This is a genomic window from Streptomyces sp. PH10-H1 (genome assembly GCF_030063355.1).
In the GTDB taxonomy this organism is placed as follows: domain Bacteria; phylum Actinomycetota; class Actinomycetes; order Streptomycetales; family Streptomycetaceae; genus Actinacidiphila.
In genome coordinates this window covers 29,406-42,256 of sequence record NZ_JASISZ010000003.1, presented here as the reverse complement: position 1 = coordinate 42,256, position 12,851 = coordinate 29,406, and the positions used below count along the sequence as shown (strand labels likewise).

Below are 12,851 nucleotides of genomic sequence, written 5' to 3'. Positions count from 1 at the left end.
GGACGTAACGTCCCACTTTCAGCCCTAGTTGGAGATCCCCAAGAACTCACTCAGCTTGGGCAGGCCAGGCGGATTGGCAGGACCCGATCTCAAGTCGTTCACGATGGCCACGGCCAGCGTGTGATGCCGCATCCAGGCCGGGGACATGCGTTGCAGCCGCTCCAGTGTCCTGACCGCCCCCTCAGCGTCCCCTACATCGGTGTAGGCCCGTGCCACGTCCAGGAGCAGCCACGTACGCCACGAGGGCGGAGTGTCGCGGCTGAGCCGCATCCCGTGCGCGAGGTTCAGCGCTTCATCGGGGCGCGCGTGCTGGACTGCGAGGCGTACCCGTTCGATGCGTACCGACGACTTGTTGAAGATGCTCAAGAGCTTGCTGTCTGCCGGAGGTGGCATGGTGGCCAGCCGCCCCGCAGCTTGCTCGGCCGTCCGCATCATGTCGTTCGCTGTGTCGTAGTCGCCGGACCGGGCGGAACTCGTGGCAGCGGACATCAGCAGTCCGCCCCACACGCGGATGCCCTCCGCCGTCCGCACGTTGCTCTGCTCCACCTTGGCAGCGGCGTGAACGGCGACATTTTGTGCGTCGTCCAACCGGTTCTGCCGTTGGTACGCCCATGCCACCGAGTTGTAGATCATCGGAGCCAGCAGGGGATCACCCGACAGGTCGGCTGCCGTTGCCGCGCGCTCAAGGCTGCTCAGCGCGAGATCCGTCTTGCCCATCCGGATGGCCAGGTGTCCGCCAAGCTGAAGGGATTTACCCAAGGCAGCTTGTCCGGCGGCCCGTTCAGTGTCGGTACCTACGGAAGCGACAAGCCGTGCGTCCGCGAGGATGCCAGGCAGCACGTCCATGACGCGACTGAACTCAGCACCGTGGTAGAGCGTCCACGCGTCAGCGATCTCCGCCCACAGCACAGACAGCGACAGCGCCTCAGCGTCGCGAGGCTCTGGGGGAGCGGTGAACAGCGGCGGCATGATGGCCCGCCGCACGGCGATGAGCGCGGGAGGCTCCGCCTCACCGTTGGAGGGCACACCGGGCGGATCACCCAGCAGCGATGTGACTTCTACCCCAAGGCCCTTGGCGAGGGCGTGGAGTGTCGGCAGGCGTGCGGAATGCTTCCGCTTCTGCTCAAGCTTGCGCACCACGTCCACGGATACGCCGGACCGTTCGGCCAGCCCCTCTTGGGTAAGGTCGGCCATGCGGCGCAGTCGGCCGATACGGTCGCCCAGGTGGTCATTCGCCATGACTCGAAGTTACGCCGTCGCTGGCCGTTTGCGGAGCGATCAGGCCCAACCGGGCCGCCTTCATGACGACAACCGTGACGGCAACGTCGGCACGAAACTCCATCCGATCACTCACCCCGGCGCACGGCCCAGTCCGTCACGTCAAGTGTCGATCACCGTTCTGACCAGGCATCCCCACACTGCGTAAGGACGTACTTTCGCAAGTAGCTTGCGAACTGATGACGAACGCCGTGGTGCACGGCCAGGTGCCGGGGCGGCGGGTCGAGACGCGCATCATTCGCCTGGAGGGCGGCGTGCGCATCGAGGTCCATGACGCGAACGGGAAGCCGTCGGAAATGCGGCAGGCGTCCGAGGATGACGAGAGGGGGCGCGGTCTCGCCCTGGTGCAGGAGCTGACCTGTGGACGCTGGGGTGTGGACGCGCGCGAGGGGGTCGGCAAGCTCGTATGGGCCCACCTGACCGCCGACGACAGCCACGGGATGTGATCCGGCCGGAGGGGGACGGGGGCGCAGGGGTGGGGGTTCGAAATGCTGCCGAGCTATTCGATGGGCCGCCCGGAACGTAAAGAGGCGATTTCGAACCGCCGCCCCGGAGAACCCGGCCCCCGCACCCGACAACCGCCCGAACGCAAACCCCAAGCCCGCCGCAGGCGAACCGTCGTTCCCCGTCAGCTGACCAGCGCGGTTCGGCGTTCTACAACCGCGCGGCGGGTTGCGTAGAGGGTGATCGACGCTACGCCGATCAGGGCCGCCAGTGCGAACGCGACGGTTCCGTCCCAGCCCGCCGCGTTGAAAGCGGAAGCGCCCACCGTGCCGCCGAGGCTGTTGCCGATGTAGTAGGCCGTCAGGTACAGCGCGGAGGCCTGGGCACGGCCCGTCGTCGCTGTGCGGCTTACGGAGGACGACGCTACGGCGTGGCCGGTGAAGAAGCCGGCGGTGATCAGGACGAGTCCCGCGAGAACCAGGGTCAGGGACGCCGACAAGGTCAGCAACAACCCGGCGCCGGCGAGGGCCACCGCCACGTACAGCGCTCCGCGCCGCCCGAGGCGGCCGAGGAGGGCGCCGGATCCGGCTGATGCGGCGGTGCCGACGAGGTACACGAGGAAGATCAGGCCGACGGCCGTCTGGGAGAGCCCGAAGGGCTCGGCCATCAGACGGTAGCCGAGCACGGTGTAGACGGCGCCGAAGACGGCCATGAAGAGCAGGCCGATGGCGTACAGCCGCCGCAGGAGCGGGTTCGACAGATGGCCGGTGATGGTGCGCCACAGTGCGCGCGGGTTCACCGGGCCGGGCTGGAAGTGGCGGGCCCTCGGGATGAGGAGGCGGAAGGCGGCGGCGCAGGCGATGGCGACGAGGCCGACGACGAAGAGCGCCGTGCGCCAGCCGAGTGCCTCGGAGACGATGCCGGAGAAGACGCGTGAGCTCATGCCGCCGATGCTGTTGCCCGCCACGTACAGGCCGATCGCGGAGGCGACGGCCTTGGGGTGGATCTCCTCGGCGAGGTAGGCCATGGCGGTGGCGGGGAGCCCGGCGAGCGCGACGCCCTGCAGGGCTCGCAGCACCACGAGCGTGGTGAGGTCCGGGGCGAAGGGGATCACGAGGGCGAGCAGCGCGGCGCTGAAGACGGACGCGGTCATGACCGCCGTACGGCCGTACTTCTCACTGAGCGCGCTCACCGGCAGCAGCGCGATGGCGAGCGCCGCGGTGGTGGCGGTGACCGTGAGGCTGGCCTGCGCGGGGGTGAGCGCGAGGTCGGCGGAGATCGCGGGGAGGAGCGCCTGCGTGGAGTACAGGAGCGCGAACGTCGCCAGACCGGCGGCGAAGAGCGCGAAGTTGGCGCGGCGGTAGCCGGGGCTGCCGGGGCTGAGCTTGGCGGTGGTGTCGGGAGACAACGGGGTGGCGGCGCCCGCGCGCGGTGCGGCGGACGCCTTCGTATCGGCGGGAGGCATGCCACGAACCTACGGCCGCCGGTTTTATGCGTCCAATGCACAAACAGTGCAGTATTGATCCCATGGTGCATGAGCAGAGGTCAGCGGGGGTTGTGTCACCGCCTCGTAACGGAAAAGACATGTCCGTAGCAGGGCGGCAGCCGGCTGTCGCGGATCTTGACGGCGAGTCCTGGGCGGCCGTGCTGGCGCCGCGGCTCGCCCAGTTCGCCGCCGTGGCCCGGCATGAGCATGTGACGCGTGCGGCCCAGCAACTCGGAATGCCGCAGTCGACGTTGAGCCGCGCCATGGTCCGGCTGGAACAGGACCTCGGGGTCGCGCTGTTCGCCCGCCGGGGCCGCAACGTGCAACTGACGGTGGCGGGGCGGACCTTCCTGGCGTCCGCCGAGCGCGCGCTCGGCGAGGTCGAGCGGTCCGCCGAGGCGGTACGGGTCGACACCGATCCGCAGACCGGCAAGGTCGCGTTCGGCTTTCTGCACACCCTCGGTTCCGAGACCGTCCCGGCGCTGCTGCGCGGCTTTCGCGCGGACTATCCGCGCGTGCAGTTCCAGCTCGTGCAGAACTACGCGGAGGCGATGCTGGAGCGGCTGCGGGCGGGCGAGCTGGACATGTGCCTGACGTCACCGCCGCCCGACGCGCCGGACCTGGTCGTACGCCGCCTGGACGAGCAGCGGCTGCGGCTGGTGGTCCCCGCCGACCACCGGCTGGCGACCCGTAAGCGGGTGCGGCTGGACGAGGCCGCGGGGGATCTGTTCGTCGCCCTCGAACCGGGGTACGGTCTGCGGCGCATCACCGACGATCTCTGCGCGGAGGCCGGGTTCGTGCCGAAGGTCGCGTTCGAGGGCGAGGAGGCCGAGACGCTGCGGGGTCTGGTGGCCGCGGGGCTCGGCGTGGCCCTGCTTCCGCCCCCGGCGGTGCCGCGGCCCGGCGTGGTCGAGCTGACCGTCTCCGCGCCGCGCGCGGTCCGCTACATCGGGGTCGCCTGGCTCGACGGCCATCCGGACACCGCGCCCGTCGCGGCGTTCAAGAAGTTCCTGCTGAGCCGGCGGGGTCAGCTGTTGCCGCGCTGACTCCTCACGTCCGCAGCGATTGTCCGAAACCGGCCGCCAGTGGCATGCGCAGACCGAGCGGCGGCGGCGCGGCGAGCGCGTCGGCGACGGGGCGGGCGTAGGGGCGGCCGAGCAGGGAGCCCAGGACGAAGTCGGTGGTGAGGGCGGAGATTTCGGCGCGGTGCTGGTGCAGGCTGTGGCCGTCGGTGTGGACTTCGAAGCGGCAGACGTCCCGGTTGACCTTCTTGGCGCGTTCGGCGAGCCGGTAGGAGAGCTCGGGGTCGGTGTCGTAGTCGTCGGTGCCGTGGGCGATGAGGACCTGGCGTCCGATGAGCTGTTTCACCGGATCGGGTTCTCCGCCGGAGGGCAGCCAGGGGGACAGCGCGACCACGGAGTTGACGGCGGGATGGCCCGCGGCGTGCAGGGCGGCGCGGGCGCCCATGTCCATGCCGACGAGGCAGACCGGCACGTCACCGTAGCGGCGGACGGTCTCGCCGACGGCCCACTCGGCGTCCGCCGCGGGGTGGGCGTGGCCGCCGTTCCAGCCGCGGAAGCGGTAGTGGACGACATGCGCGGCGAGACCCTCGGCGCGGCCCTCGCGCACCAGATGGCGGGCGAGGGGCCACATGAGGGCGGCGGCCAGCGGAGAGCGGCGCCGGGTGCTGAGAGGATCCCCGCCGGGAAGGATGAGGATCGCGGCGTGGACCGTGTGCCCGGTCTCGCGACGGGGGGCGGGGACGAGTCCCGGCGCGACCGGCCTGCCGAGCCGGGCGCCCCGCGCCGGTAATGCTTGCGAAGCCATGGCCCAACGATGGCAGACGCAGTGGTGTGCGCTACATGGCGGGACGGAAAATAATCGGTCACGACAGGTGATCTACGCGCGTAGGCGGTATCGTTCGTGAATGCAGAGCCAGAAAACGAGCACCACGACCCCGGACCAGATCCGTCGTTCGCCCAAGGTGCTCCTCCATGACCACCTCGACGGCGGGCTGCGCCCCGGCACGATCGTCGACCTCGCCCGCGAAACCGGCTACGCCGGTCTGCCCGAGTCCGATCCGGACAAGCTCGGCACCTGGTTCCGCGAGGCCGCCGACTCCGGTTCGCTGGAGCGGTACCTGGAGACGTTCGCCCACACCTGCGCGGTCATGCAGACCCGCCAGGCGCTGGTGCGAGTCGCAGCCGAGTGTGCCGAGGACCTCGCGGCCGATGGTGTCGTCTACGCCGAGATCCGTTACGCCCCCGAGCAGCACCTCGAAGCCGGCCTGACCCTCGAAGAGGTCGTCGAGGCGGTCAACGAGGGCTTCCGCGAAGGCGAGCGACGAGCGCGCGAGGACGGCAACCGCATCCGCGTCGGCGCCCTGCTGACCGCGATGCGGCACGCCGCCCGCTCGCTCGAGATCGCCGAACTCGCCAACCGCTACCGGGACATGGGCGTGGTCGGCTTCGACATCGCGGGCGCCGAGGCGGGCTTCCCGCCCACCCGGCACCTGGACGCCTTCGAGTACCTCAAGCGGGAGAACAACCACTTCACGATCCACGCGGGAGAGGCCTTCGGCCTGCCGTCCATCTGGCAGGCACTCCAGTGGTGCGGCGCCGACCGGCTCGGCCACGGTGTCCGCATCATCGACGACATCCAGGTCGCCGAGGACGGCACGGTCAAGCTCGGCCCGCTGGCCAGCTACGTCCGCGACAAGCGGATCCCGCTGGAGATGTGCCCGACGTCCAACCTGCAGACGGCGGCCGCCGTCTCGTACGCGGAACACCCGATCGGGCTGTTGCGCCGGCTGCACTTCCGCGTCACGGTGAACACGGACAACCGGCTGATGAGCGGCACGAGCATGAGCCGTGAATTCGAGCACCTGGTCGAGGCCTTCGACTACACCCTCGACGACCTGCAGTGGTTTACCGTCAATGCGATGAAATCAGCATTCATCCCTTTCGATGAACGTCTCGCGATGATCAATGACGTAATCAAGCCCGGATACGCCGAGCTGAAGGCGGAGTGGCTGTTCCAGCAGACCATCGCCACACCGGCCCTGGCCAGCGGATCTGCCGCGTCGCAGGACTGATCGGGGGACGTGCGGGCGCGGCCGGGAACCAGGGGTTACGGCCGCGCCCGCACATGTTTTCCCCGCTTGCACCCTTCGTGACGTCATGACTACGTTCCGGAGCCATGACGACCCGAACCATGAAGACCCTTGGTGCCGCCGCTCTCGGCGTCGCCTTCGTTGCTGCCGCCGCCGGTTCCGCCTCGGCCGCCGCCCTCCCGGCCGTCGACGGCCTCGCCTCGGCGACCTCCCTGCTCGGCGGGCTGCCGCTCGCCGACGCCGCCAAGACCCTCCCGGTCGCCTCCCAGATCACCGGGAACAACACCGCGACCCCGAACGCCCAGAAGGACCCGGTGGGCGGTCTCCTCGGCGGCCTGCCGACCGGTGGCCTGCCGACCAGCGGACTGGCCACCAACAGCCTGCCCACCAGCGGCCTGCCCACCAGTGGCCTGCTCGGCGGCTGATCCACCCCACCGCGGACCCGTCCGCGATCAACCCGCGCATCGTGTCGCGACCCATGGGCCGTACCCCGCCTGCCACGGCGGGGTACGGCCCGTCGCGCTTGCTACGCTCCGCGCGTGCACACACCCCAGAGGATCGCCGGGATCGCGCTGCTGGCGCCCCTGCTGCTGGTCACGGCCTGTGGCGGATCGTCCGGCAGCGACAGAACCGGCGTCACCCCGGGGCCGAGCGTCACCACCCCGTCGCCGCTGCCCACCCGCACCGCCCTGGAGCGGGCGGCGCTCCGTCCGGGGGACGTGCCGGGGTTCACGGTGACCGGCGCCGTGCCCGGCGGTTCCGCGGCAGACGCCACGGTGTCCGACAAGCGCCAGTGCCAGCCGCTCGCCGACCTGCTGTCCGGCCGTCCCGCGGCCGGTGCCAAGGAGACGGTCGCCAGGACACTCGCCTCGGCCGACCCGAAGGCGGTCGGCCGGGGTGTCACCGTCACTCTCTCCGTCTACGGCACCGGGGGAGCCCAGAAGGCGCTCGCGGGTCTGCGTACCGCGGTGCGCGCGTGCGGATCGGGCTTCAAGCCCGTCATCGGCGGCGTCACCGGAGCGACCGTGGCGGTCGCCGGGCGGCCCGCGCTCAAGACGGGCGATGACGATCTGCGCTTCGCCCTGGGCTTCGCGGCGGGCGGACCGGGCGCGCGGCAGGACTTCGTCGTGATCCGTACCGGCTCGACCGTCAGTTGCTTCCGCGGGGCGGACAGCACCCTGGCGCACAGCTTCGACGTCCCGAAGGCGGTCGTCACCGCGCAGCTGGGGAAACTGGGCGCGCCGCTCAGCAAGCGGGGCTAGCGCCGTGGCCGGCACGGTTCACCGGGCCAGGGCCGCTCTACGGGGCGATCCCGACCCTGGTGGCTCTCGGGGACGACCCCTGGGACCGGGAGCGCGTGAGCGCGCCGAACCCGCGGCGGCGCAGCATCCGCCGCGCCGCGGGGACGATCGCCAGATACGCCAGCGCGACGCCCGCGGTGTTCAGCAGCAGGGCGTCGACGTCGAAGATCTGGCCCGGCACCACCGTCTGCAGGAACTCCAGCGACAGCGACACCATCAGGCCCGCGAAGACCGTACGGGCGAAGGACCCGGCACTGGGGGACCGGATCCGGCCCCCTGCCATCGGCAGCAGGACGCCGAGCGGGGCGAGCAGCAGCAGGCCTTCGAGGAGCCGCCGGGCGGCCTCGAAGGGCTCCATCTGCAGATCGGCGCGGATCGTGCCGAACGGGCGCAGATTGGGCGCCGCCACCCAGGGGACGTAGTGCGGCCGGAGCATCAGCCATCCGACGAAGGACAGATGCGCGGCGGTGAGCACCAGGCCCATCGCGCGCACCTTCGGAATCGAGGCTTCAGGCTGCACGTCGGGAATGACGCCATTCAGCGCACGGCGGTTCCCGCCGTGTCCGTCGCGTCCGGCCTGGTGCGCAGCGAGGACGTGCAGGTGTAGCGCTTGACGGGATCCCCGGTGATCCGACCGGGGCCGCCGAGGAGCACCGAGCGGCCGTCGGCGCTCACCACGGGTGAGGCCGCGAAGGTGCACACGATCTGGGCGAGGGCGAAGGACGGCAGTTCGTCGAGGGCCTGGCTCAGCCGCAGAGCGTCCTTCGGGTCGCCGGGCGCGGGACCGGTGACATCCAGGCTCCCGGGCACCTCGGAGGCGAACCCGGAGTCCGTCTCCGCGGCGGACGGGCGGCGCTGCAGCTGGCCGAGCAGCTCACGGGCGCCGGCCAGCCGGTCCACCGGTGCGGGGTGCACTCCGGCGAAGCCGGTGGTGACGGTGCGCGCGACCTCCGCGGCCAGCGCGCTGCACACCAGATACACCTTCATGACGGTGGTGCCGGGCGTCCCCGGCGGATCGGTCGCCACCGGTGCCGCGCACGACACCCGGGTGGGCGCGGGGCCCGCGTCCACCGGCACGCTGGTCGTACGGATGCCGCAGCCGCACGTGACGGCCGTGACGAGGGCCGCGAGCAGCGCGGCGGCCCGGAACGTACTGGCCCGGGAAGCGCGGGCACGGTGCCTCAGAGGAGGCGTCAGGGTTCTCATGGCCGGCCGCCGTCCTCGTCGCCCTCGGGCAGCGCCTCTGCCGGCCGCACCGGCAGGTACAGCGTGAACAGGGCCCCGCCGCCGGGAGCGTTCGCGGCGGTGATGTCGCCGTCGTGGATGTGCGCGTTCTCCATCGCGATCGACAGGCCGAGTCCGCTGCCCTCCGAGCGGGCGCGCGAGGCGTCCGCCTTGTAGAACCGGTCGAAGACATGCGGAAGTACGTCCTCCGGGATGCCGGGACCGTTGTCCGCGACCTCGATGACCAGCTGGTCGTCGACCGTACGCACCGACACCCGGACCGGGGAGCCGCCGTGCTTGAGCGCGTTCCCGATCAGATTCGCCATGATCACGTCGAGGCGGCGCGGGTCGAGGCGTACGAAGATGCCGCGCGGCGCGTCCAGCTCGACGGAGTCCAGCCAGGCGCGGGCGTCCATGCACGCGGTCACCATGTCGGCCACGTCGACCTCGTCGAGCAGCAGCCTGGCGGTGCCCGCGTCGAAGCGAGTGACCTCCATCAGGTTCTCCACGAGTTCATTGAGCCGGCGGGTCTCGCTGACCACCAGGCGCACGGCGGGCGCGATCATCGGGTCGAGCGAGTCTGCCTCGTCCTCCAGCACCTCGGTGACGGCGGTGATCGCGGTGAGCGGGGTCCGCAGTTCGTGCGACATGTCGGCGACGAAGCGGCGGCTGGCGGCCTCCCGGTCGCTCAGCTCCTCCACCCGGGTCTCCAGGGCCTCCGCCGCCTTGTTGAACGTCCTGGACAGCTCCGCGAGCTCGTCCGTGCCCGACACCTTCAGCCGGGTCCCGAGCTGCCCCTCGCCGAGCTGCTGAGCCGCGTCACCGAGCCGCTTCACGGGCCGCAGCACCGTGGATGCGGCGGCCTGGGCGAGCAGCGCGGAGCCGATCAGGGCGAGCAGCGTGGCGATCCCCAGCGACCAGGCGAGGGAGTTGAGGTCCTTGCGCTCGGCGTCCAGCGACTTGAGCATGTAGCCGGTCGGGCCGTCGTCCATGATCTTCGCGCCGGCCACGAGGTACGGCGTGCCGCGCAGCGAGATCCGCAGCCAGTGCAGGTGGTACTTGTTGTCCTGCGCCTTGTGCCGGGTGTTCACCGCTTCCTGCAGCGCCTTCGGCACATCGTCGAGGGTGAAGAGGTCCCGGCTGGACGGCGCCGCGCACGGCCCGTTGTCCGGCGTCTTGTCGATCAGCAGGACCGCGTAGCTGCCGGGTCCGCCCATCGCGTCGGCGGCGTTCTTCAGCCCCTCGCACGGCGGATTGACCGGCAGCGAGGCCGCGTTGCGCCGCAGCGAGTCGCGGAAGTCGTTGAGCGCGGAGTTCTGCGCACGGGTCAGCACCGCGTCGCGGTTCAGCCAGTACGCGATCCCGGAGGCCGACACCGCGGCCGTCAGCGCCACCGCGGCGAACACCGCCACCAGCCGCAGTCGCAGGCTGGTCCAGTGCAGCAGACCCGAGGCCCAGCCGAAGAACCGGTCCGTCACTGCGGCGTGTCCAGGCGGTATCCGACACCGCGGACCGTGCGGATGAGGGTCGGGGACGACGGAACGTCCTCGATCTTCGCGCGGAGCCGCTGAACACAGGCGTCGACCAGCCGCGAGTCACCGAGGTAGTCGTGCTCCCACACCAGCCGCAGCAACTGCTGCCGGGACAGGGCCTGGCCCGGGCGGCGGCTCAGCTCCAGCAGCAGCCGGAGCTCGGTCGGCGTCAGCTGCAGGTCCTCGCCGTCCTTCGTCACCGTCATCGCGGAACGGTCGATCACGATGGAGCCGAAGGCAGCGGAGTCCGTGCTGTCCCGCTCGCCGCGCCGCAGCACGGCGCGGATCCGGGCGTCCAGCACCCGGGGCTGGACGGGTTTGATGACGTAGTCGTCGGCCCCCGACTCCAGGCCCACCACGACGTCGATGTCGTCGCTGCGCGCGGTCAGCAGAATGATCGGCAACTGGTCGGTACGCCTGATCCGCCGGCACACCTCGAAGCCGTCGATGCCGGGAAGCATCACATCCAGCACGATGAGGTCCGGGCGCTGCTCCTTGAGCAGCTTCAGGCCGTCCTCGCCCGTCGCCGCGGCCACCACACGGTGGCCCTGGCGGGACAGACCGAGTTCAAGGCCCGTACGGATGGCGTCGTCATCCTCGATAAGCAACAGGAAAGGCACGCCGGTCATTGTGACCTACCGGAAGCCCAGGTATCGAGCACGGGGCGATCTCACCTCGCCGATCACTCCCCGGCTCACTCTGCGTGAACCGGAAGTCTCTGTGACGGGCCTGTGACACTCGGCGGACAGCGCCATGAAACTGACCCGGCAGTCTTTGGACCCAAGGCAGGCGTCCACACGGATTCCGACGCCGGATATCACCAAGACGGTTCCACCGACGGGGGCGCGACATGAACGCACTGCACAGCACCACCACCACCGCAGTCCTTCAGCCGCGCCCGCACACCGCCGGCCGGAACGAAGGGAAGTCCGGTGCCGCGGGCGGGCGGGGGTGCGCTCGCGGCACCGGACGACAGCAGGGCCAGCCGGCCGGCCAGGTGGTCCGCAACCGGCCGCCGTACATGACGGCGATCGAGGGCGGCGCCGCGAGTGCCACGAGCACCGCGACCGTTACGGGCACCGCGAACGTGACGGGCACCACGACCGCCACGCAGACGATTCCGGTGCAGCGGCACGACAGCCTGGCGGAAGCGGAGTTCACCGCCTACGTCCAGCAGCGCCGCGCCTCCCTCTACGCCACCGCCTACCACCTGACCGGTGACCGCTACGAGGCCGAGGACCTGCTGCAGAGCGCGCTCTTCTCCACCTACCGCGCCTGGGACCGGATCAGCGACAAGGCGGCCGTCGGCGGCTACCTGCGCCGCACCATGACCAACCTGCACATCAGCGCCTGGCGCCGTCGCAAGCTGAACGAGTACCCGACGGAGGAACTGCCCGAGACGGTCGGCGAGTCCGACGCGATGGGTGGCACCGAACTGCGCGCCGTCCTGTGGCAGGCGCTCGCCAAGGTTCCCGAGACCCAGCGCACGATGCTGGTGCTCCGCTACTACGAGGGCCGGACCGACCCGGAGATCGCCGACATCCTTGGCATCAGCGTCGGCACGGTGAAGAGCAGCATCTGGCGCTCGCTGCGCCGGATGCGTGAGGACGAGGCGCTCAGCTTCGGCCGCGACGCGGACGAGTCGTTCGGCGAGCTGGTGGCCTGACGGTTCGGACCGTCCCAAGAGACACCGGTGGGGGGACCGGTTGGGGGGAACGGGGGAGAAACCGGGGGGTACGGGGGAAACCGCGGTCGGGGGAGCGCGGTGGGTGCGGGGCTGGGCAATCCGGGGGGAGTGCCTGGCCCCGCACCTTTGCGTTGAAGCGTTTACGCGTCCACCGGCATCTCCGCCGGGCTCGGCGACACCACCGGCAGCGCGATGATCCGCCGCATCGCCTCGTCCTGTGCGCACGCGAACGCGCCCAGCGCCGTCTGCCGGGCCACGATCGCCCGCTCGCCGCGCATCAGCCGCCAGCCCCTGCGCAGCAGGACCGGCACCGACTTGCGGCCCTCCGCCAGATCACGCCGGAACCGCCGCCAGGCCGTGACCGCCGGACGGCCGCGCAGGCACAGCGTGTCGGCCAGCAGTCCCAGCTCGCGGCACCGCTCCGTGATGTCGGCCGCGAAGATCCCCTCGGCGACGAAGAGCGGCGAACCGTCCAGCGCCACATGGATCTCGCCGGTGTTCGAGGTGACATGGGCGGCGACCTGGCGGCCGAACACGGCGATCGAGGTCACCGGTACGGCGCCGAGCAGCGCCACGACGCCCAGGACGGCGCACCAGACCGGCAGCCGCGCGGGAAGCCGGCGTGGGGCGGGCCGCCCGGTGGGACGCGCCTGGAGGGCGGCCCGCAGGGCGCGGCTGTCACCCCGGGCCGTCTCGATCCGCAGGCTGCCGCCCGACGGCGTCCGGTGGACGAGCGCGGTACGCACGATCCGGCGGCCCGACCAGGGCCCGTAACCGGACCCGGGCT

13 protein-coding genes and 1 pseudogene are annotated in these 12,851 nt (G+C 71.0%); 6 read left to right on the top strand and 8 right to left on the bottom strand.

Translation table 11 applies throughout. The features are described from left to right. Positions 1-24: 24 nt before the first annotated feature. Positions 25-1,239 carry a helix-turn-helix domain-containing protein gene (locus QMK24_RS02835; protein ID WP_283463435.1) on the bottom strand — a complete coding sequence of 405 codons (1,215 nt, stop codon included), beginning with the start codon at positions 1,237-1,239 and terminating at the stop codon, positions 25-27. Between the two features lie 170 nt (positions 1,240-1,409). On the opposite strand from QMK24_RS02835, the gene QMK24_RS02830 reads away from it, so the two are divergent. Then, positions 1,410-1,724, top strand: a complete 315-nt coding sequence (locus tag QMK24_RS02830) for an ATP-binding protein (protein ID WP_349307837.1) — start codon at positions 1,410-1,412, stop codon at positions 1,722-1,724. Between the two features lie 182 nt (positions 1,725-1,906). On the opposite strand, the gene QMK24_RS02825 is transcribed toward QMK24_RS02830, so the two are convergent. Continuing rightward, the gene (locus QMK24_RS02825) at positions 1,907-3,187 is read right to left on the bottom strand and encodes an MFS transporter (RefSeq protein WP_283463434.1); all 1,281 of its coding nucleotides are present in this window, start codon (positions 3,185-3,187) and stop codon (positions 1,907-1,909) included. Between the two features lie 119 nt (positions 3,188-3,306). On the opposite strand from QMK24_RS02825, the gene QMK24_RS02820 reads away from it, so the two are divergent. Beyond that, positions 3,307-4,254 carry a LysR family transcriptional regulator gene (locus QMK24_RS02820; protein ID WP_283463433.1) on the top strand — a complete coding sequence of 316 codons (948 nt, stop codon included), beginning with the start codon at positions 3,307-3,309 and terminating at the stop codon, positions 4,252-4,254. Positions 4,255-4,258: 4 nt separating this feature from the next. On the opposite strand, the gene QMK24_RS02815 is transcribed toward QMK24_RS02820, so the two are convergent. Further along, positions 4,259-5,035, bottom strand: a complete 777-nt coding sequence (locus QMK24_RS02815; protein WP_283463432.1) for an alpha/beta hydrolase — start codon at positions 5,033-5,035, stop codon at positions 4,259-4,261. Between the two features lie 100 nt (positions 5,036-5,135). Here QMK24_RS02815 and QMK24_RS02810 point away from each other — a divergent pair, with 100 nt between their 5' ends. The 3 genes from QMK24_RS02810 to QMK24_RS02800 all read left to right on the top strand — a co-directional run bounded on the left by QMK24_RS02810 (position 5,136) and on the right by QMK24_RS02800 (position 7,582). Further along, entirely contained in the window at positions 5,136-6,302 is a 1,167-nt protein-coding gene (locus tag QMK24_RS02810; protein WP_283463431.1) for an adenosine deaminase, read from the top strand. A 104-nt stretch (positions 6,303-6,406) separates the two neighbouring features. Continuing rightward, positions 6,407-6,745 (top strand): hypothetical protein, encoded by a 339-nt coding sequence (locus QMK24_RS02805; protein ID WP_283463430.1) that lies wholly within the window; start codon positions 6,407-6,409, stop codon positions 6,743-6,745. Positions 6,746-6,859: 114 nt separating this feature from the next. Beyond that, positions 6,860-7,582 carry a hypothetical protein gene (locus QMK24_RS02800; RefSeq protein WP_283463429.1) on the top strand — a complete coding sequence of 241 codons (723 nt, stop codon included), beginning with the start codon at positions 6,860-6,862 and terminating at the stop codon, positions 7,580-7,582. Positions 7,583-7,619: 37 nt separating this feature from the next. On the opposite strand, the gene QMK24_RS02795 is transcribed toward QMK24_RS02800, so the two are convergent. From QMK24_RS02795 to QMK24_RS02780, 4 genes are read right to left on the bottom strand one after another with little or no spacing between them, the layout of a single operon-like run. After that, positions 7,620-8,105: a VanZ family protein gene (locus QMK24_RS02795; RefSeq protein WP_283463633.1), complete on the bottom strand. Its 486-nt coding sequence runs from the start codon at positions 8,103-8,105 to the stop codon at positions 7,620-7,622. 53 nt (positions 8,106-8,158) lie between these two features. Next, positions 8,159-8,827, bottom strand: coding sequence for a hypothetical protein (locus tag QMK24_RS02790; RefSeq protein WP_283463428.1), 669 nt, complete (start codon positions 8,825-8,827; stop codon positions 8,159-8,161). Next, positions 8,824-10,323: a sensor histidine kinase gene (locus QMK24_RS02785; RefSeq protein ID WP_283463427.1), complete on the bottom strand. Its 1,500-nt coding sequence runs from the start codon at positions 10,321-10,323 to the stop codon at positions 8,824-8,826. Before QMK24_RS02785 ends, QMK24_RS02790 begins: the two co-directional genes overlap by 4 nt. After that, positions 10,320-10,997 carry a response regulator gene (locus QMK24_RS02780; RefSeq protein WP_187144990.1) on the bottom strand — a complete coding sequence of 226 codons (678 nt, stop codon included), beginning with the start codon at positions 10,995-10,997 and terminating at the stop codon, positions 10,320-10,322. The genes QMK24_RS02785 and QMK24_RS02780 overlap by 4 nt, the downstream gene beginning before the upstream one ends. Positions 10,998-11,227: 230 nt before the next feature. Between QMK24_RS02780 and QMK24_RS02775 the strand changes: the two genes are divergently transcribed. Beyond that, a complete protein-coding gene (locus tag QMK24_RS02775; protein ID WP_283463426.1) occupies positions 11,228-12,043 on the top strand; it encodes a SigE family RNA polymerase sigma factor in 816 nt (271 codons plus the stop codon). 161 nt (positions 12,044-12,204) lie between these two features. Here QMK24_RS02775 and QMK24_RS02770 read toward each other — a convergent pair. Next, a pseudogene (locus QMK24_RS02770) lies at positions 12,205-12,621 on the bottom strand (uridine kinase); the annotation flags it as partial. Positions 12,622-12,851 lie beyond the last annotated feature (230 nt).

Excerpts from the sequence above, each read along its gene's own strand:
- QMK24_RS02790 (WP_283463428.1), bottom strand. The coding sequence starts at position 8,827 with ATGAGAACCCTGACGCCTCCTCTGAGGCACCGTGCCCGCGCTTCCCGG.
- QMK24_RS02820 (WP_283463433.1), top strand. The coding sequence starts at position 3,307 with ATGTCCGTAGCAGGGCGGCAGCCGGCTGTCGCGGATCTTGACGGCGAG.
- QMK24_RS02775 (WP_283463426.1), top strand. The coding sequence starts at position 11,228 with ATGAACGCACTGCACAGCACCACCACCACCGCAGTCCTTCAGCCGCGC.
- QMK24_RS02795 (WP_283463633.1), bottom strand. The coding sequence starts at position 8,105 with ATGGGCCTGGTGCTCACCGCCGCGCATCTGTCCTTCGTCGGATGGCTG.
- QMK24_RS02815 (WP_283463432.1), bottom strand. The coding sequence starts at position 5,035 with ATGGCTTCGCAAGCATTACCGGCGCGGGGCGCCCGGCTCGGCAGGCCG.
- QMK24_RS02835 (WP_283463435.1), bottom strand. The coding sequence starts at position 1,239 with ATGGCGAATGACCACCTGGGCGACCGTATCGGCCGACTGCGCCGCATG.
- QMK24_RS02805 (WP_283463430.1), top strand. The coding sequence starts at position 6,407 with ATGACGACCCGAACCATGAAGACCCTTGGTGCCGCCGCTCTCGGCGTC.
- QMK24_RS02810 (WP_283463431.1), top strand. The coding sequence starts at position 5,136 with ATGCAGAGCCAGAAAACGAGCACCACGACCCCGGACCAGATCCGTCGT.
- QMK24_RS02825 (WP_283463434.1), bottom strand. The coding sequence starts at position 3,187 with ATGCCTCCCGCCGATACGAAGGCGTCCGCCGCACCGCGCGCGGGCGCC.